The organism is Streptomyces sp. NPDC030296 (genome assembly GCF_055572815.1).
In genome coordinates this window covers 67,330-85,723 of the sequence record NZ_JBVICQ010000017.1, presented here as the reverse complement: position 1 = coordinate 85,723, position 18,394 = coordinate 67,330, and the positions used below count along the sequence as shown (strand labels likewise).

Annotated in this window: 16 protein-coding genes; all 16 read right to left on the bottom strand. The window is 72.2% G+C overall.

Annotated features, from left to right (window positions below; translation table 11 throughout):
• Window positions 1-292: 292 nt before the first annotated feature.
• The 16 genes from ACZ4Z3_RS36275 to ACZ4Z3_RS36200 all read right to left on the bottom strand — a co-directional run bounded on the left by ACZ4Z3_RS36275 (window position 293) and on the right by ACZ4Z3_RS36200 (window position 18,228).
• Complete coding sequence (locus ACZ4Z3_RS36275; protein WP_468505040.1) at window positions 293-1,513, bottom strand: cytochrome P450; 1,221 nt, start codon at window positions 1,511-1,513, stop codon at window positions 293-295.
• 167 nt (window positions 1,514-1,680) lie between these two features.
• Complete coding sequence (locus ACZ4Z3_RS36270; RefSeq protein WP_468505039.1) at window positions 1,681-2,412, bottom strand: dienelactone hydrolase family protein; 732 nt, start codon at window positions 2,410-2,412, stop codon at window positions 1,681-1,683.
• 158 nt (window positions 2,413-2,570) lie between these two features.
• Entirely contained in the window at window positions 2,571-3,236 is a 666-nt protein-coding gene (locus ACZ4Z3_RS36265) for a response regulator (RefSeq protein ID WP_055712682.1), read from the bottom strand.
• Complete coding sequence (locus ACZ4Z3_RS36260) at window positions 3,233-4,594, bottom strand: sensor histidine kinase (RefSeq protein ID WP_468505038.1); 1,362 nt, start codon at window positions 4,592-4,594, stop codon at window positions 3,233-3,235. The genes ACZ4Z3_RS36265 and ACZ4Z3_RS36260 overlap by 4 nt, the downstream gene beginning before the upstream one ends.
• 130 nt (window positions 4,595-4,724) lie before the next feature.
• The gene (locus ACZ4Z3_RS36255; protein ID WP_055520906.1) at window positions 4,725-5,399 is read right to left on the bottom strand and encodes a response regulator; all 675 of its coding nucleotides are present in this window, start codon (window positions 5,397-5,399) and stop codon (window positions 4,725-4,727) included.
• Entirely contained in the window at window positions 5,396-6,835 is a 1,440-nt protein-coding gene (locus ACZ4Z3_RS36250; protein WP_468505037.1) for a sensor histidine kinase, read from the bottom strand. Before ACZ4Z3_RS36250 ends, ACZ4Z3_RS36255 begins: the two co-directional genes overlap by 4 nt.
• 10 nt (window positions 6,836-6,845) lie before the next feature.
• Complete coding sequence (locus ACZ4Z3_RS36245; RefSeq protein WP_468505036.1) at window positions 6,846-8,144, bottom strand: acyltransferase family protein; 1,299 nt, start codon at window positions 8,142-8,144, stop codon at window positions 6,846-6,848.
• Window positions 8,137-9,156, bottom strand: a complete 1,020-nt coding sequence (locus tag ACZ4Z3_RS36240) for an alpha/beta hydrolase (protein WP_468505035.1) — start codon at window positions 9,154-9,156, stop codon at window positions 8,137-8,139. The genes ACZ4Z3_RS36245 and ACZ4Z3_RS36240 overlap by 8 nt, the downstream gene beginning before the upstream one ends.
• A gap of 298 nt (window positions 9,157-9,454) precedes the next feature.
• The gene (locus tag ACZ4Z3_RS36235; protein WP_468505034.1) at window positions 9,455-10,360 is read right to left on the bottom strand and encodes an alpha/beta hydrolase; all 906 of its coding nucleotides are present in this window, start codon (window positions 10,358-10,360) and stop codon (window positions 9,455-9,457) included.
• Window positions 10,361-10,692: 332 nt separating this feature from the next.
• A complete protein-coding gene (locus ACZ4Z3_RS36230) occupies window positions 10,693-12,198 on the bottom strand; it encodes a kynureninase (protein ID WP_468505033.1) in 1,506 nt (501 codons plus the stop codon).
• Window positions 12,191-13,036, bottom strand: coding sequence for a tryptophan 2,3-dioxygenase family protein (locus ACZ4Z3_RS36225; protein WP_468505032.1), 846 nt, complete (start codon window positions 13,034-13,036; stop codon window positions 12,191-12,193). The genes ACZ4Z3_RS36230 and ACZ4Z3_RS36225 overlap by 8 nt, the downstream gene beginning before the upstream one ends.
• A gap of 170 nt (window positions 13,037-13,206) precedes the next feature.
• Window positions 13,207-13,620, bottom strand: coding sequence for a DUF3151 domain-containing protein (locus ACZ4Z3_RS36220; RefSeq protein ID WP_107466701.1), 414 nt, complete (start codon window positions 13,618-13,620; stop codon window positions 13,207-13,209).
• A 135-nt stretch (window positions 13,621-13,755) separates the two neighbouring features.
• On the bottom strand, window positions 13,756-15,231 hold the full coding sequence (locus ACZ4Z3_RS36215; RefSeq protein ID WP_468505031.1) for an MFS transporter: 1,476 nt from the start codon (window positions 15,229-15,231) through the stop codon (window positions 13,756-13,758).
• Window positions 15,232-15,648: 417 nt separating this feature from the next.
• Window positions 15,649-16,671, bottom strand: coding sequence for a class II fructose-bisphosphate aldolase (fbaA, locus tag ACZ4Z3_RS36210; RefSeq protein WP_468505030.1), 1,023 nt, complete (start codon window positions 16,669-16,671; stop codon window positions 15,649-15,651).
• A gap of 173 nt (window positions 16,672-16,844) precedes the next feature.
• A complete protein-coding gene (gene pyrE, locus ACZ4Z3_RS36205; protein ID WP_055523665.1) occupies window positions 16,845-17,399 on the bottom strand; it encodes an orotate phosphoribosyltransferase in 555 nt (184 codons plus the stop codon).
• A 34-nt stretch (window positions 17,400-17,433) separates the two neighbouring features.
• Window positions 17,434-18,228, bottom strand: a complete 795-nt coding sequence (locus ACZ4Z3_RS36200; RefSeq protein WP_468505029.1) for an aldose epimerase family protein — start codon at window positions 18,226-18,228, stop codon at window positions 17,434-17,436.
• Between the last annotated feature and the right edge of the window lie 166 nt (window positions 18,229-18,394).

Genomic DNA, 18,394 nt, shown 5'->3' with positions numbered 1-18,394 from the left:
ACGGCGTCGACCGGCGCACGGTGGCCCCCTGCGCGCGGCCGAAGTACGGCCCATGTGCGACCGGCGAACCGGCTCACACGACGAACGCCGTACGCACCTCGGACGACGATCGTCGTACGCGGCTCACGCGACGAGCGGCGTACGCCGAAGGGCGACGGCCGACGCGGGCGGTCGGACGAACAGGCCAACCGTAGTGATCAAGCCAACCGATGACAACAAGCCAACGGATGCCCCTCCGATGCCCCTCGGTCGGCGGACGTAACAGCCGCGCACTGCCGGGGAGCGGCGCGCTCTACGCCACCTCCACCTGGAGTCCCTCCAGCCCCCGGATCACGAAGTTCGGCTTGCGCTTCGGCTCCGTCGCGAGGGTCAGGGTGGGGGCCTTCTGCAGCAGGGCCGTCATCGACGCCGCCAGCTCGATCCGGGCGAGGGGCGCGCCGATGCAGTAGTGGATACCGGCGCTGAACGAGATGTGCGGGTTCTCCTGACGGGTGAGGTCCAGCTTCTCCGGGGAGGCGAAGACGGCCGGGTCGTGGTTCGCGGAGCCGAACAGCATGGCGATCTCCGCGCCCCGCGGGACGGTCGTGCCGTCGATCTCGATGTCGTCCAGCACCCAGCGCTCGAAGAGCTGGAGCGGGGTGTCGTACCGCATCAGCTCCTCCACGGCCGTCGGCACCAGCGAGTGGTCCGCGCGCAGGGCCGCCAGCTGGTCGGGGTTGCGGAACAGCGCCCACCAGCCGTTCACAGTGGCGTTCACCGTCGCTTCGTGGCCCGCGTTCAGCAGCAGCACACAGGTCGAGATCATCTCCTGCTCGGTGAGCCGGTCGCCCTCGTCGTACGCCGCGATCAGACCCGAGATCAGATCCTCGCCCGGCTTCTCCCGACGGTGCGCGATCAGCTCCCGGAGGTACTCCGAGAACTCCACCGACGCCCGCACCGCCTTCTTCGCCGTCGCCTCCGACGGGCTCAGCTCGTACATCCCGCAGATGTCCGCCGACCAGGGCCGCAGCGGCGCCCGGTCCGACTCCGGGACACCGAGCATCTCGGCGATCACCGCCACCGGGAGCGGCTCCGCGACGTCCGTCAGCAGATCACCGCCGCCGGCCTCGACCAGCCGGGCCACCAGGTCGCCCGCCAGCCCCTCCACATACGGCTTCAGCCGCTCCACCGTGCGCGGTGTGAACGCCTTCGACACCAACCGTCTGATCCGGGTGTGGTCCGGCGGCTCCAGGTCCAGCATCCCGTGGTCGTTCAGCGTGTGGAACGGCTCGTGCTCCGGCGGCGGCGCGGTGCGGCCGAAGTCCTCGTGGGTGAACCTGTGCTGGTACGTCCGGCCCAGGCGCCGGTCCCGCAGCAGCGCCGAGACGTCCGCGTGGTGGGCGACGAGCCACTGGTTCGTGGGCTCGAAGTACCGCACCCGGCCCAGCGCCCGCAGCTCGGCGTACGCCGGGTACGGGTCCGCGAGGAAGTCGGGGTCCCACGGGTCGAAAGCGAGAGGGGAAGCAGGTGCCATGAACGGACGCTAACCCGCGACCCACCTCCCTGAACAGAGCCGACCTGCCGCATGACCTCGACAAACCCTCCTGGAGGGCCCGGTCCCTCCCCGTGCCGGCCGTGCGGTGTGTTCGCCCGAGGTGAGGCTCCCGCGCCGCACGGCGGCGGTCGGATCAGCTCATCGGATCAGCTCAGGTGGCGGGCGAAGAACCGTATGGTGCTGTCCAGTTCGAAGCGCGGGATCTCCCCGTGCCCGCCCGGGTTGGCGTGCAGGGTCTTCTCGGCCGACCCCAGGGCGTCGAACAGGGCGAGCCCCTGTTCCCTGGGCACCCGCTCGTCGTCCCACTGCACCAGGAACTCCACCGGGACCGTGATCCGCCGGGCGGCCTCCGCCGAGGCCAGGGCCCCGCCCAGGCCCAGTACCGCCGCCCGGACCCGGGGCTCGGCGGCGACGAACGGAACACCGAGCCCGCATCCCAGGGACACCCCCCAGTAGCCCACCGGCCCGGTGCCGACGAACGGAAGCTCCTGCACGGCGTCCAGGACCGCCCGCCACTCCGGGACGGTCCGGCGCGCCACGAGCGCCTGGAACCCGGCGATCAGCGGAGCCAGCTCCTCCCCGGCAGCCGCCCGGGCCTGGTTCTCCGCCACTATCCGGTCGTAGTTCTCGTCCTTGGGCCGGTCACCGTGTCCCGGCACATCCACCGCGACGACGGCGAACCCGCACTCGGTGACGAAACGCAGCGCACGCGCCACGACACCGGGCGCCTTCTTGTGCTGTCCGCCGCCGTGGCCCATCACGATCAGCGGACGCGGACCGACGGCACCGTCCGGCGTCCACAGCACGCCGGGGATCTCGTCGAGGGTGAAGAGGTGTTCGCGGACGCCGTCGGACGACGTCTCGGAGTTGAAACGCATGAGCGGTTCAAGCCTTTCGGGATGCCTTCTGCGGGCGCTCCCTAGGCCATGCGAGGGAGGGAGCCCCGACCTGTCACAGCGTTGATCGGTCTCACCTCCTCGGTTCGCGGCGAAGCACGGCGGTGCCGAACGTACCACGAGGGGATCTTCGGGCCGGCTCAGCCGGGGGTGACCAGCCTGGCCTCGTAGGCGAAGACCGCCGCCTGGGTACGGTCACGGAGGCCCAACTTCACCAGGACCCGGCTGACATGGGTCTTGATGGTCGACTCCGCCACGACCAGGCGCTCGGCTATCTCGGAGTTGGAGAGCCCCTGGGCGATCAGGACGAGCACCTCCGTCTCGCGGTCGGTCAGCTCCCCGTAGGCCAGCTGGGCGGCCGCCGAGGGGCGGGGTGTCTCGGCCAGCTTGGAGAACTCGGTGATCAGACGCTTGGTGACCGACGGAGCGAGCAGCGCCTCCCCGGCGGCCACCACCCGGACCCCTTCGGCGAGCTGGCGGGCCGAGGCGTCCTTGAGCAGGAAGCCGGAGGCGCCCGCGCGCAGCGCCTGGTACACGTACTCGTCGAGGTCGAACGTGGTCAGCACCAGCACCTTGGCGCCGCCGTCGGCCGCCACGATCTCCCGTGTGGCCTCGATGCCGTTCATCTCCGGCATGCGGATGTCCATGAGGACGACGTCCGGGGACAGCTCCCGGACACGGTCGACGGCGTCCCGGCCGTTGACCGCCTCGCCGACCACCTCGATGTCCGGCATCGCGCCGAGCAGTACCGAGAAGCCCTCGCGGACCATCATCTGGTCGTCGGCGATCAGTACACGGATCGTCATGCGTCGTCCTCGCTCGCACTGGCCACCGGCAGGAACACCGTCACCTCGTAGCCTCCGTCGTCCGTCTCGCCCGTGGTCATCTCGCCGTTCAGCATCGTGACGCGCTCACGCATGCCGGTGATGCCGTGGCCGGCGCCGTGCGTGGACTTCACCAGGGTCACCTCCGGGGATGGGCCGTTGACGATGCGCAGGCCCAGCCCGCCCAGGACGTAGCCGATCTCCACGCGGGCCGTCGCTCCGGGCGCGTGCCGCAGGGTGTTGCTGAGGGCCTCCTGGACTATTCGGTACGCCGACAGCTCCACTCCCTGCGGGAGTTCCCGCACCGCTCCGGTGACGGCCTTCTCGACGGTCAGGCCGGCCTCCCGCACATTGGCGAGCAGGCCGTCGAGGTCGGCGAGGGTGGGCTGCGGGGCGTCCGGGGCCTCGTAGTCCTCGGCGCGGACGACACCGAGGACGCGGCGCAGTTCGGTGAGCGCGGCCACCGCGTTCTCCCGGATGGTGGCGAACGCCTGCTCCAGCTCGGGCGGCGGGTTCTCCACGCGGTAGGGCGCGGCCTCGGCCTGGATGGCGACCACCGACATGTGGTGGGCGACCACGTCGTGCAGCTCGCGGGCGATCGTCGTGCGCTCCTCCAGGAGGGTCCGCTTGGAACGCTCGTGCTCGGTCACCGTCTGCTGGGCGGTCACCTCCCGCTGGGCCGTGCGCCGTATCTGCCACACGGACACGGACAGGAGGACGAAGGCCGCGACGGTCAGCATCGGCCCGGTGTTGGCGCTGTAGTAGCCGTAGTTCATGTAGCGGGAGGAGAAGAACGTCTCGGCGAGCAGGCTGTAGAGCGCGGTGACGCCCCACATCCACGCGGCGATCCGGGGCCTGGTGCGCAGGGCGACGACCGTGAGGACGATGACGTGGGTCACGAAGGCGCCGGGGATCCACGGCCAGTCGTTGAAGTCGCTGCCGATCACGGTGCCGATCACGGTGGCGCCCATGGAGGCCCAGAAGGCGCCGACGGGCCTGGCGAGCGTCAGCAGGACCGCCGTCAGGGAGAGGACGGCCGTGATCATCTGGGTGAGATCACTGCCTCCGTTGCCCTCCAGCGAGGCGTACATCGCTATCAGGGCGCCGAAGATCACCGTCGCGTGCGGGGCCCAGACGGCGCGCTCGCGCAGCCGCAGGGGCAGCTGCCGGACGAACGGGCCGTTCAGTCGCATGCGGGGCAGGGGTCGGTAGGCGAAGGCGTCGTGGAACATGTCCTGCCACAGACCGTTCAGAGCGTTGACGGCGAGTCTGAACTCCGGGCTGCGTTCCTTGGCACCCCGTCGCGGTGGCGTGGGCTGGGTGTGAGTCGTCTCGGTCACGTGGAAAACGGTAGGCGGGGGGCGGGGTCGCCGTCGTCACCAGTGAGGAGGGTCTGTCCCGGTCCGTCTCAGGTACTACGGGGTGCGCGTATCGGCCCGGCACCGGTCCGGCACCGGTCCGCCGACGCGGTCAGTAGCCCGTGGGCCGGACCAGGCCACACTCGTAGGCGAAGACCGCGGCCTGGGTGCGGTCGCGCAGGCCCAGTTTCACCAGGATGCGGCCCACGTGGGTCTTCACGGTCTGTTCGGCGACGACGAGGCGCTGGGCGATCTCCGCGTTGGACAGGCCCTGGGCGATCAGGGACAGCACTTCCGTCTCCCGCTCGGTCAGGTCGCCGACGCGGTCCTTCAGCGGAGCCCGGGGTGGCGTGCCGAGGCGGGAGAACTCGGCGATGAGTCTGCGGGTGATGCCGGGCGCGAGCAGGGCGTCGCCCGCGGCCACGACCCGGACCGCTTCGGCGAGCTGGTCCGCGGAGGCGTCCTTGAGGAGGAACCCGGACGCTCCCGCGCGCAGGGCCTCGTAGACGTACTCGTCGAGGTCGAAGGTCGTGAGCACCAGGACCTTGATGTGCGGGTTCTCGGTGGTGATGCGGCGGGTGGCCTCGATACCGCCGAGCTCGGGCATGCGGATGTCCATCAGGACGACCTGCGGGGCGAGGTCGGCGACCTTGTCGATGGCGTCGAGGCCGTGCACCGCCTGGCCGACGACGTCGATGTCGGGCTGGGTGTTGAGCAGCACCGAGAAGCCCTGCCGGACCATCTGCTGGTCGTCGGCGATCAGTACGCGGATGGTGCTGCTCGTCATGGAGTGCGTTCTCCTGTCGTGTCCGCGCGGGCCGAGGGGCCACGGGGCGCGGGCGGTCGGTGGTCGGGGTGGGGGTCTGGGGCGGTGGTGTCGTTGCCGGGGCCGCCGTCCTTCGGGAGGAAGGCGACCACCGCGAAGCCGCCATGGGAGGTCTCGGCCGCCATGAGGGTGCCACCGAGCATGGCGGCACGCTCGCGCATGCCCAGCAGGCCGTGGCCGGCGCCGGGGGACGGCGGGGCGGGCCGCTGGGGCCGGGAGTTGATCACCCGGACCTGCAGGCCGCGCGGGAAGTGGGTGAGTTCCACCCGGACGGTGGAGCCGGGTGCGTGCCGCAGGGCGTTGCTGAGCGCTTCCTGGACTATCCGGTACGCCGACAGTTCCACGCCGGGCGGCAGGGGACGCGCCTCGCCCTCGGTCTCCACGGTGACCGCCAGACCGGCCGCGCGGGTGTTCTCCACGAGGGCGTCGAGACGGGCGAGCGTCGGCTGCGGGGTGTGCGGGGCGGCGCCTTCGGCGGCGGCCGCTATGCCGTGCGGGTCGTCGGGACCCGGCGGGTGTTCCGAGCGCAGGACCCCGAGGACGCGGCGGAGTTCGGTGAGGGCCTCCAGGGCGTTCTGGCGGATGCCGTGGAGGTTCTCCTTCAGCTCCTCGGACGGGTTCTCCACCAGGTGGGGGGCGACCTGCGCCTGGATGGAGATCACCGACATGTGGTGGGCGACGACGTCGTGCAACTCGCGGGCGATACGGCTGCGTTCTTCCAGGAGGGTGCGGCGGGCGCGCTCCTCCGCGGTGATCCCGGCCTGTTCGACGAGTTGGGTACGGGCTTCGCGGCGGCCCCGCATGGTGCTGCCGAGCAGGACGACGCCGAGGAACAGGGCGAGGGCGAGAGGGCTCGTCGACGAGTAGTGGGAGGCGCCGATGAGTCCCTCGACGACGAAGGTGAGCAGCGTGGTCAGCGCCAGCACCTCGACGGCCACCCGGGTGGGCAGCCGCAGCGCGAGCAGGAAGAGGATCACGGCGTGTGCGATGAGGCCGGGCGGACTCCATGGCCAGGGGACGTCGGCGACGGTCGCGGGAGCGGGCAACGGGAACCCGAACTCCGGCCGCTGCGTGAGCAGCTGTGCCCGTGCGCCCAGGGCCACGACGACGGTGACCGCCGTCGACGCCCACCACGCCGGGACCGGCCACCACAGGGCCAGCACCACCGCCGCGGCCTGCACACCGGCGCCCAACAGGGCGTACTCGGGGCCCAGTTCGTAACCGTCGCCTATCTGGTCGAGGTTGGCGAGCAGATCGACGAACGCGATCAGGACGATCACGCCGTGCGGGAGCCAGCGCAGCCAGACGGACGGCGGCAGCGGATGGGAATCGCCGTTCAGCAGGTCCGCGCGCAACACCCGCAGCCCTGTGGTCAGTCGCTTCTCCACGGCACTCATCCGGGACAGCCTAGGCATGCCGCACCCCTTCGGCTCGCGGCTTCTCCGGGAGGCGGGGATGTGAAGTGCTCCGGTGCGGCGGCGACGTGCGGTGCGGGGCGGCCTTCGATACGGCGGTCAGGGCTGTCCGCGGGTCCCGCCGGGTGCGGCGGGCCGCTCGCGGGGTCCTGGTCTCATGGATGTGGAAGGCGGCCCAGCAGAGCAGCAGGGCCAGGGCGAACACCGGGAGCCAGGCCAGACGAGCCGCTGTCCAGGCCGGGTTGTCGGGGAGCGTGTGGAGGCCGGGGAGGTGGCCTGCCGTCAGGGCCGTGGCGATGGTGGCCATCAGGGCGGTCTGGTGCCAGAGGAACACCGTCATCGCCGACAGGTTGACCAGGGCCACCGCCGCCCAGGCCAACGGGCGTCGTCCCAGGGTCCGGCGGAGCGGGCCGCGGAGCAGCAGGGCCAGACCGCACTGGGCCAGGCCGAAGGTGACGGCCGCCAGGGTCGGGGGGTTCAGGTTGGAGATCTGGGCGCCGGGCACGCCGACCATCGACGCCGGGTAACCGGCCCAGGTGATCAGGGCCGCCGTCGCCGCCGTACCGGACAGCAGGAGTGTCCAGCCCGCGCGGCGGCGGTCCAGCTCGCCTCTCGTCCAGGCCGCGCCCACCGTGTAGGGGACCAGCCACCCGGCGGCCAGGTTGATCCAGCCCAGCGATTGCGGGGCGCCCAGGCCGAAGCGGGCCAGGTCCACGTGGAGGACCACGGCGAGGGGCCATACCGGGTTGAGGCGGAGCACCAGCGGGGTCGCCGCCGTCAGGGCCGCGAAGACCAGCAGGAACCACATCGGGGACAGGGCCAGTTTGAAGAGGGTGTGGATGGTGTCGAGGTCCGTGCCGGTGGCCAGGAGACCGAGCGTCACCACGGTCCAGAGGGTCAGGACCGCCGCGACCGGTGTGAACAGACGGCTCAATCGGGCGTGCAGCCACTGGGGGTACGTCATGGCGCGGGCCCGTGCCGAGGTGTAGCTTCTCGTCGCCACGTGGCCGCCCACCAGGAAGAAGACGGCGAGGGTCTGGAAGACCCAGGAGACGGGGGCCAGCCACGGCATGTGCTGCAGGGGGCTGGTGGTGCGGAGGGTGCCGTCCCCGGCCGGGACGAGGGCGGTGACCAGCCAGTGGCCGAGGATTATCCCGAGGATGGCGAGGGCTCGTAGGGCGTCCACCGCGCGGTCCCGGGTGGGCGGGGTCGCGGTGTGCAGGTGGTGGGCGGCTCGACGGAGGCGGTTTCTTACGCGTCGCGCACCCACTGGCGTGGCCGTTTCACGCATGGGTCACCTCCTGAGGGGTGCCGAGGGTTATGTGCGCGAGGTTGTCGAGGGCGAGGGAGCCGGGGGCGAAGTAGCCGCTGTGGGTGGCGTCGCCCGCGGCGAAGACATGGGCGCCGAAGGCTGGGGACGTCGGGTCGGTGCCCAAGCCGACGGTCGTGCCGAAGACGTCGACCCGGGTGTGCGGGACCATCTCGATCCAGTCCTCCGCACCCCGGGCGGCCCATACGCGGGCCGACGTGTGCAGCGCGGCGGCGCTGTCCGCGCCCGTACCCGGGCTGCCGATCAGGACCAGGTCGTTCACGTCGTCCAGGTCCGCCGCGGCTCTGCCGCACACGACCGAGCCGTAGGAATGGCAGAGCAGGGAAACGTCGGCCGTATCACCGACCAGTCCTCGTAGCTCGCGCATGAACGAGCTGAGACGCGGGGCCGCTTCCTCGGCCCGGGTGTCGGTGAGCACCGTCGAACTGATGGTGTCCGGTGTCTCGTAGCCGAGCCAGGTGATGACCGCCGAGGCCGGGCCGGTGCGGGCGTGCAGGGCGAGCGCCGCCTCGCGGAAGCGGTCGTAGGTGTCGATGCTGGTGTCCGAGCCGGGGATCAGTACCGCTATGTGGTCGGCCTTCAGCAGGTCGCCCGTGACCTCCACGGCCTGGCCGGGGCCCCGCCCGTCGAACGTCAGGAACTGCCGCGAGGGCTGCGCCATCGAGCGGTCCTTCGCGGCCCGGTCGCGGTTGCCGTGGGCCTCGGCCATGCGGGCCGCCTCCGCCGCGTTCGCGCGGTTGGCCGCGTACACCGCCTCCAGCGACGTCGGGGTGAGGGGCGCGAGGGTGGCCGGCGGCGGGGCCGGGATCCGGGGGCGGGCCGCGGCGGAGACGGGGCCGACGACGGCGGTGGCGACGAGCAGGGCAAGAAGGGTGCGGCGGAGACGGGCGGGCCAGAGGTGACCCCCCGTACGGCTCCGCCGATCGGGTCGCCGTGGCGATGTGGCTGTCTTCGGCCATGTCACGGCCCCCATGTCCCTGCCCCTCCCCTTCGCTCGCCCGGCTGCCGGGCGTTCTGGGAAGGAAACTATGAATCGGAGGCCGTGGTCGGCGTCCCGCCACAGAGCTCACCTGCGAGGTAGCTCTCAGGTATTACGGGTATCAGCGGGCGCCAAGGACAGACCGCTCGTACGACGGGTATCAGCAGGAGCCAAGGACAAGCCGCTCGTACGACGGGTATCAGCAGGAGCCAAGGACAGTTCGCTCGTACTACGGGTATCAGCGGGAATCGAGGGCCGCCGAGGGCAGGCTGCCGCTCGGCGGTGCCCCGTTTCACCAGGCCAGCTGGGCGATCTCCTCCGCCACCACCGCGCACGCGTCCGCCGCCGGGTCGATCAGGGGGAAATGGCCGACGTCCTCCAGGAGGGTGAGGCCGACGACCTCGCCGGCCTTGGCCGCGGCGTCCGCGTACGCGTCGGCGACGGGCTGCGGCACGACGATGTCGGTGCGGCCCTGGACGAGGGTCGTGGCGATGCCCGTCGGGAGGAGGAGAGCCGGGTCGGCGTAGGGACGGCGTTCGCTGAACTTGTCCTGTCCGCCCAGGAGTTGTGTGGTCGCGCCGCCGCAGACGTCCAGCTTCTCGGCCACGGCGAAGTCGGCGATGGGCGCCAGTGCGACGACGCCGCGCAGCGGGACCGGGCCGGCCGTACGCCATGGCGCGTCCGGCGGGAGGACATGACGGGCGGCGGCCCACAGCGCCAGGTGCCCGCCCGCGGAGTGGCCGGTGAGCACCATGCGGCTGGGGTCCGCCTCGGGCACGGCGTCCCGCACGAGGTCGGGCAGGGCGTCGAGGGCGGCGGCCACGTCGTCGAACGTCTCCGGCCAACGTCCCGCCACCGGGCCCGCACTGCCGCCGGGGCCGCTCTGCGCGGGCAGGGCGCTCCCCCTGCGGTACTCGACGTTGGCGACGGCGAAGCCCCGGCGGGCCAGGAAGGCAGCGAATGGGGTGATGTGCCGGCGGTCGTACGGGGCGCGCCAGGCACCGCCGTGCAGGACCACGACCAACGGGGCCGCCGAGGCGGCCGGGGTGGCGCCGGGGGTGGCACGGGGGGCGTAGAAGTCGATCACCTGGTCGGGGTGGTCGCCGTAGGCGGAGGTGGCGTCCGGGTCGACCGGGGGGTGCGAGAAGGCGGATGCCTCTTCGGCGGCATCGCGGGCAGCGGCGTCGTCGTCCGGCATGCTCCAACCTCTCAAGGGTGAAACGGATTTGGATGGGTTTGGGGGTGGGCGGGCTCGGAGGTGGGGACGCCGGCCGTTGGCGGGGACGGTACCAGGCCGGTGACGTGCGTCGACACGCGGATATGACGCCGGGTCAGGGTTGACGGTTCTGGGGGTTTTGGGGGTGCGGCGACGGGGGGCGTGCCGAGCGGCGCGCGGGACGGGAGGCGCACGCCGGTGGGTGGGGCGGGGTGGTGCGGAGTGGGGCGTAGGTGCCGTGCCCCGGCGCGAACGGCGCCCCGGTGGCGCGGGCAGGAGCGCCGCGCGCCACCGGGGGCGAGCCGACCCGTACCTCAGCCCGCGGACCTCAGCGTCTGAGCCAGGACCCGTGCCGCCCGTTCCACGTCGGCGAAGCCCACGTAGAGGGGGGTGAAGCCGAAGCGGAGGACGTCGGGGTGGCGGAAGTCGCCCACGACGCCCTGCTGGATGAGGCGCTTCATGACGTCGCCGGCGTCGTCGCAGCGGAGCGCGACCTGGCTGCCGCGCTCGGCGTGGGCGACCGGGGTGAGGCACTCGACGCGCCCCTCGGGGACGTACGCCGCCACGCAGCGCAGGAAAAAGTCCGTCAGCGCGAGGGACTTGGCCCGAACGGCCTCGACCGTCACCCCGGCCTCCGCCCCGACACCAGAACCGTTGCCGGTCCCAGCCCCGACATCAGAACCGTTGCCGGTCCCAGCCCCGACATCAGAACCGTTGCCGGTCCCAGCCCCGACACCAGAACCGTTGCCGGCCCCGGCCCCTCCTCCGTCCCACACGTCCAGCGCCGCCTCCAGCGCCAGCATCGACAGGATGTCCGGCGTGCCGACGCGGCCGCGCAGGGCGCCGCCCGCCGGTTCGAAGGACGGGCGCATGCCGAAGGGGTCCGTGTGGGAGTTCCAGCCCGGGAGGGGTGAGTCGAAGCGGGGCTGGAGGTCGCGGCGTACGTAGAGGTACGCCGGTGAACCGGGGCCGCCGTTCAGGTACTTGTACGTGCAGCCGACCGCGAGGTCGACGCCGTGCTCGTCGAGACCGACCGGCAGGGCGCCCGCGCTGTGGCACAGGTCCCAGAGGGCGTACGCGCCCGCCTCGTGGATCGCCGCCGTCAGGGACGGCAGGTCGTGGAGGCGGCCTGTGCGGTAGTCGACGTGGTTGAGGAGCACCGCGGCCGTACGGGGACCGAGGGCGTCCGGTACCTCCGCCGGGGTCACCGGGCGCAGTGTGCGTCCGGTCATCCGGGCGGCCGACTCGGCTATGTAGCCGTCCGTGGGGAAGGTGGTCGCGTCGACCAGGATCTCGTCCCGGACCGGCCGCCCCCCGGCTCCGATACCGTCACCGGCTCCGACGCCGTCACCGGCTCCGTCACCGTCGCGGCCGTGTCCCACCCCGCCCCCGCCCTCCCGGGCGTCCTCGTCGGCCATCCGGACTGCCGCCACAACTGCCTTGAAAATGTTGACACTTGTGGAGTCGCCCACCACGATCTGGCCGGGCGCCGCGCCCACCAGCGGGGCGATGCGGTCGCCGATCCGCTCGGGCGCGGTCCACCAGCCGCTCTCGTCCCAGGAGCGGATGCGCAGGGAGCCCCACTGACGGCGTACGACGTCGTCGACCCGGCCGGGGACGGCGGCCGGCAGCGCGCCGAGGGAGTTGCCGTCGAGGTACACGGCGTCGTCGAGGACGAAACGGTCACGGAGGCCGGCCAGCTCGTCTGCCTCGTCGAGCTTCGCGGCCTCCAGGGCCAGTTCGGAGGACAGGTGCTCGGCACCACCGGCGTATTCGGCACCACCGGCGTGCCCCGTCTTCGTCTCGGTGAGGTCAGACATGGGAGCGCGCCGTCCACAGCTCGGGGAAGACGTTCTTCCGGGCCCGCTTCTCCAGCCAGGCGACACCGGCGGAGCCGCCCGTGCCGGCCTTGGCGCCCATGGCGCGCCGCGTGGCGACGAGGTGGTCGTTGCGCCAGCGCCAGACCAGCTCGGCCACGTCGGTGAGCGCCTCGCCGAGGCGCGCGAGTTCGTGGTCCGGGTCGCCGGAGTACAGCGCGGTCCACACCTCCTCGACCTCGGGGGACGGCTCGTAGCGCTGGGAGACGTCACGCCGTACGACGGACTCGGGGATCGCGTGGCCGCGGCGGGCCAGGAGCCGCAGGACCTCGTCGTAGAGGCTCGGCTCGTGCAGCGCCTTCTCCAGCTCGGCGTGGACGCGGGGCGCCCCGCGGTGCGGTACGAGCATGGACGCGGACTTCTCGCCGAGCAGGAACTCCATGCGGCGGTACATCGCCGACTGGAAGCCGGAGCCCTCGCCGAGGGCGGCGCGGTAGGAGTTGAACTGGGCCGGGGTGAGCTGGCCGAGGGGCTTCCAGGAGGCGTTCAGGGCCTCCAGCTCGCGCACGGAACGCTTCAGCGCGTCCTTCGCGGTCGGGACGTCGTCGCTCCGCAGCGCGGCGGTGGCGGTCTCCCACTCGTGCACGATGACGGTGAACCACAGCTCCATGACCTGGGTCGTCACCAGGAAGACCATCTCTCCGGGGTCGTCGGAGAGGGGGTGCTGGAGGTGGGTGAGGACGTCCGCCTGGACGTAGTCCTCGTACGGGGTGGTTCCCTGGAAGTCGAGATGCGGGGTCTCGGGCTCCGAAGCCTCGACGGGCTGAGCCTGCTGGGACATCGCTGTCTCCTGTTGTGTGCTCCGGGTAGCGGTCCGCCCCTGCCGTTACCGACACGGGGGCCCCGGTCCCCACCCGCATAGTCGGGGATGCGCCCCCGACATCGCAAGGTCCGCCTGGTCACACCAGGCGGACCTGCGCAAACGCACCCCAGGGGCCTCGGCCGTAGGGGTCAGCCCAGGGTCTCGGCCGCCGTCTCGGACGAGTCCTTCAGGAACTGGGTGCAGCGCTCGTACTCCTCCTGCTCGCCGATCGTCCCGGCGGCGCGGGCGAGGGCGTGCAGGGCGCGCAGGAAGCCGCGGTTCGGCTCGTGCTCCCACGGGACCGGGCCGTGGCCCTTCCAGCCGTTGCGGCGCAGGGCGTCCAGGCCGCGGTGGTAGCCCGTACGGGCGTAGGCGTACGACTCGACGACGCTGCCCCGCTCGAACGCGTCGTCGGCGAGCTGGGCCCAGGCGAGGGAGGAGGTCGGGTACTGCGCGGCGACGTCGGCCGGGGCCGTGCCGTTCGCGAGGAGCTCGCGGGGCGCCGGGTCGTCGGGGAGGTGCGTCGGGGGCGGGCCCCCGAGGAGGTTCTCGTGAATCGTCATGGGTTCCAGTCTGGCCCATCGGGGGAGGCGGGAGCGCCGGGTGGGGCGAGGGCCAGCCGGCCGCCGGCCATCGTGAGATCGGACGGCATACGGAACCAGCGCACGGGACCGGCTCACGGGACCCGCACGCGGCTCTCACCCCCCGGCGTGGCCCGGCCTGCCCGGTTCGCCCTCCAGTGGGGGTGCCGTCACCGAGGCGTGGGTGCGGCATTCGGGGTGGTGGCAGTCGGCGGGCGGTCGGCGGACCGTGGTGAAGGCCAGGGCCGCCGCGGCCAGGAGCAGGGCCGCGCAGACCGGCATGGCCGTGGTGAACGCGTCGTCGAACTGGGCCGGGTCCCGGTACGCCTCCGGGCCCATCCCGGCGATCAGCGGGAGCGCGGCCACGGCGATGAGGCCGGCGGCGCGGGCGGCGGCGTTGTTGATGCCGCTGGCGAGCCCCGCGTGCTCGGTGGAGACGGAGGCGAGCACCGTGGCCGTCAGCGGCGCCACGAGGGTGACCATGCCCAGGCCCATGACGAGGAGCGCGGGCAGCACGTCCTTCGCGTACGAGGCGTCGGGGCCCACCCGCAGCATCAGCAGGACGCCCGCCGCGCACAGCACGGGGCCGACGGTGAGGGGGATGCGCGGGCCGACGCGTTCACCGAGGGCGCCCGCCCGGGAGGAGAGCAGCAGCATCAGGACGGTGATGGGGAGCAGGGCCGTGCCGGCGGCGAGCGCCGAGTACCCGGAGACCACCTGGAGCTGGAGCGCGGCGAGGAAGAAGAAGCCGCTGAACGCCGCGTACACGAACAGGGTGACGATGTTGACCGCCGTGAACTGGCGGGACGCGAAGATCTCCGGCGGCATCATCGGGTCGGCGCGGCGGCGTTCGACCCGGACGAAGGCCACGCCCGTCGCGACACCGGCCACGGCCGCGACGGCCACCGGGACCGAGCCCGTCGTCGCCTCGATCAGCGCGTAGGTGACGAAGGCCAGGGACAGGGCGCCGAGGGCCGCGCCGAGGACGTCGAAGCCCCGGCCGTGGGTGCGGCCGTCGCCGGACTCCGGTACGTGGCGCAGGGCGATCGGGACGCAGAGCAGGGCGAGGGGGACGTTCAGGAGGAAGACCCAGCGCCAGCCGGGGCCGTCCACGAGCCAGCCGCCGAGGAAGGGGCCGACGGCCGCGCCGATGCCGCCGAAGCCGGACCACAGGCCCACCGCCCGCGCCCGGTCGTCGGGGTGGAAGGAGGCCTGGATGAGGGCGAGGGAACCGGGGGTGAGGAGGGCGCCGCCGACGCCCTGGAGGGCTCGGGCGGCGATCAGTACGGCCGCGTCGGGGGCGACGCCGCACAGGAGGGACGCGGAGGCGAACCACACCACCCCCAGCACGAAGATCCTGCGGCGGCCGAACCGGTCGCCGAGGGCACCGCCGAGCAGGATCAGACCGGCGAGGGTGAGCATGTACGCGTTGACGGTCCACTGGAGGGCGGCGAGGTCCGCGTCCAGGTCGCGCCCCATCCGGGGAAGGGCGACGTTGACGACCGTCGAGTCCACCATGGCCATGCTCGACCCGAGGACCGTGGTGAGCAGGATCCACTTGCCCTGAGCGGAGGCGAGCCGTACGTCGGCCATGCAGGGATCATCCCGCGCGGGGGCTGTTCGGGCCAGGGGGCGGCGGCACGCGGCCCACGGCCGAGACGGGCGGGCGACGGGCGAGCGGGCGAGCGGGCGAGCGGGCGAGCGGGCGAGCGGGCGAGCGGGCGAGCGGGCGAGCGGGCGAGCGGGCGAGCGGGCGAGCGGGGAGTGACGACAGCATGCGGCCGAGGCGGGACGCACGGCAGGAAGTAGCGACCCCCGCGGCCGAGGCAGGCCGGGCACCCAGCCGGGCACGCGGCCGGACACCCGGCCGGGCACGCGGGCCGGAAAGCAGGCCGGGCACGCGGGCCGGAAAGCGGGCGCCGGAAAGCGGGCGAAAACGCGGCCGGAAACGGCGGCTGCCCGCAGCCTTGTGGGCTGCGGGCAGTCGTGGTGCGACCGTCGGACGACGGGTTACTTGATCTTCGTGCCCGCGGAGCGGAGGTTGTTGCAGGCCTCGACGACACGGGCGGCCATGCCGGCCTCCGCGAGCTTGCCCCAGGTGCGCGGGTCGTAGGTCTTCTTGTTGCCGACCTCGCCGTCCACCTTCAGGACGCCGTCGTAGTTCTGGAACATGTGCGCGGCGACCGGACGCGTGAAGGCGTACTGGGTGTCGGTGTCGATGTTCATCTTGACGACGCCGTTCTCCAGGGCCGTGCGGATCTCGTCCTCCGTGGAGCCGGAACCGCCGTGGAAGACGAAGTCGAACGGGGACTCCTTGCCGAAGCGGGCGGCGACGCCCTCGTTCAGCTCCTTCAGGAGGTCCGGGCGCAGCACGACGTTGCCCGGCTTGTACACGCCGTGCACGTTGCCGAAGGACGCGGCCAGCAGGTAGCGGCCCTTCTCGCCCAGGCCGAGGGCCTCGGCGGTGCGGATCGCGTCGTCGACCGTCGTGTAGAGGGAGTCGTTGATCTCGTGGGAGACGCCGTCCTCCTCACCGCCGGTCGGGGTGATCTCGACCTCGAGGATGATCTTCGCGGCGGCGGCGCGGGCGAGCAGCTCCTGGGCGATCTCCAGGTTGTCGGCGAGGGTCTCCGCGGAGCCGTCCCACATGTGGGACTGGAAGAGGGGGTTCTCGCCGCGGGCCACGCGCTCCTCCGACACCGCGAGCAGCGGACGTACGTAGCCGTCGAGCTTGTCCTTCGGGCAGTGGTCCGTGTGCAGCGCGACCGTGATGTCGTACTTCTTGGCGACGATGTGGGCGAACTCGGCCAGGGCGACGGCGCCGGTGACCATGTCCTTGTTGTGCTGGCCGCCCAGGAACTCGGCACCGCCGGTCGAGATCTGGATGATGCCGTCGCTCTCCGCCTCCGCGAAGCCGCGCAGCGCGGCGTGCAAGGTCTGGGACGAGGTCACGTTGATGGCCGGGTAGGCGAACTTTCCTGCCTTCGCCCGGTCGAGCATCTCGTTGTAGACCTCGGGGGTTGCGATGGGCATGGTCCGCTCCTTGTATGTGCGGGTGGCGTTGTGCTTACGAGCCCTGACCTAGGGTTGCGACATCATCGTCGGCCCCATCTTTCCAGACGTGACCGGATGCTCCGGCCAGGGTGTCCGAAACTGTGCGGTAACCCCTGACCTTGGTGTTTATACGACGGACACGACGGACCGGGTCAGTCGAGACCCAGCTCGTCCTTCGAGAACGCGAACCGGTACGGGACCCCGGCGCCCTGCTCGATCTTCTCGGCGGCGCCGGTCGCGCGGTCGACGATGGTGGCGACGGCGACGACCTCGGCCCCGGCCTCCCGGACGGCCTCGACGGCGGTCAGCGGGGAGCCGCCGGTGGTGGAGGTGTCCTCGACGACGAGGACGCGGCGGCCCGCGATGTCCGGCCCCTCGACCCGGCGCTGCAGCCCGTGCGCCTTGGCGGCCTTGCGGACCACGAACGCGTCGAGGCGGCGGCCCCGCGCGGCGGCGGCGTGCAGCATCGCGGCGGCCACCGGGTCGGCGCCCATGGTGAGACCGCCGACCGCGTCGAAATCGAGGTCGGCGGTCAGGTCGAGCAGCACCTGCCCGACCAGCGGGGCGGCCTCGCCGTCGAGGGTGACGCGGCGCAGGTCGACGTAGTAGTCCGCCTCCAGACCCGACGACAGGGTCACCTTGCCGTGCACCACGGCCTTGTCCTTGATCTGCTGCAGCAGCGAGCCGCGAACGTCCACGTCAGTCATGGCAGCCAGCTTAAGGGGGCCGTTCCGCCCGCCCTCACAGCCTGCGCCAGCTCCAGGTCGTGGTCGCCTCCAGCGGGTCGATGGGCGTGACCAGCCGGGGGTGGGTGTTGAGGCCGTTGGGCGGGCCGGTCTGCGGTTCGACGCACACGGCCTCCGCCTGCTCGTCGTAGACGACGACCCACTCCTCCCGCGAGGCCACCTTCAGTTCCAGCAGGCCGGGCCAGGTGAGGGTGACGTCGACGCCGTCGGGCATGCCGAAGCAGTCGTCCCAGGGGCCGGGCCTCGGGTCGATCCGGTTGCCGGTGGGGAGGTGGTCGGCGCCGCGCTCCTCCTGCCAGGCGGGGGCGAAGTCGAGCCGTACGTCCTCGCCGCCGTCGCCCAGGGTGCGGTTGAACCAGGGGTGCCAGCCGATCTGCGCCGGGAAGGACGACTCGTACGTCTCCACGGACATGGTGAGGGTGAGGGCGTCCGGGGTGAGCGTGAACACCTGGGTGACACGGCCGGGGTACGGCCACGGGTCGACGAGGTCGTACGTGAGGACGGCCTCGGTGTCGGTGCGGCTCGCGACCCGCCAGGGGCTGTCGCGCGTGGTGCCGTGGATGGCGTGGGGCGGGGCGTTGAGGGGCATCTGCTGGACGGCGCCGCCGCTGAGGAAGCGGCCGTCGCGGACCCGGCCGCACCAGGGGACCATCGGGAAGCAGCCGAACCGGTCGCCCTGGCGCAGGAGTTCGAGCCCGTCGATCCGTAGCCCCGCCACACGTCCGCCGTTGGCCGGGGCCAGCACCGCCTGCGCGTCGGCCGCGGCCAACGTGATCTCTTCGCTACTCACGTCGTCGACCCTACTGGGGGTTGCCGCCGGGGCTCCCGCCGACATGACCCTGGCAGGCCAAGGAACCGGGAGCGAAGGGGATTTGACTGTGCGCCGAGAAGCAAGACGTGCGGCGTGGAAGAACGGGGGCCGTGGCTTCAACCGGAGGGCGTCGGAAGACTGAGAC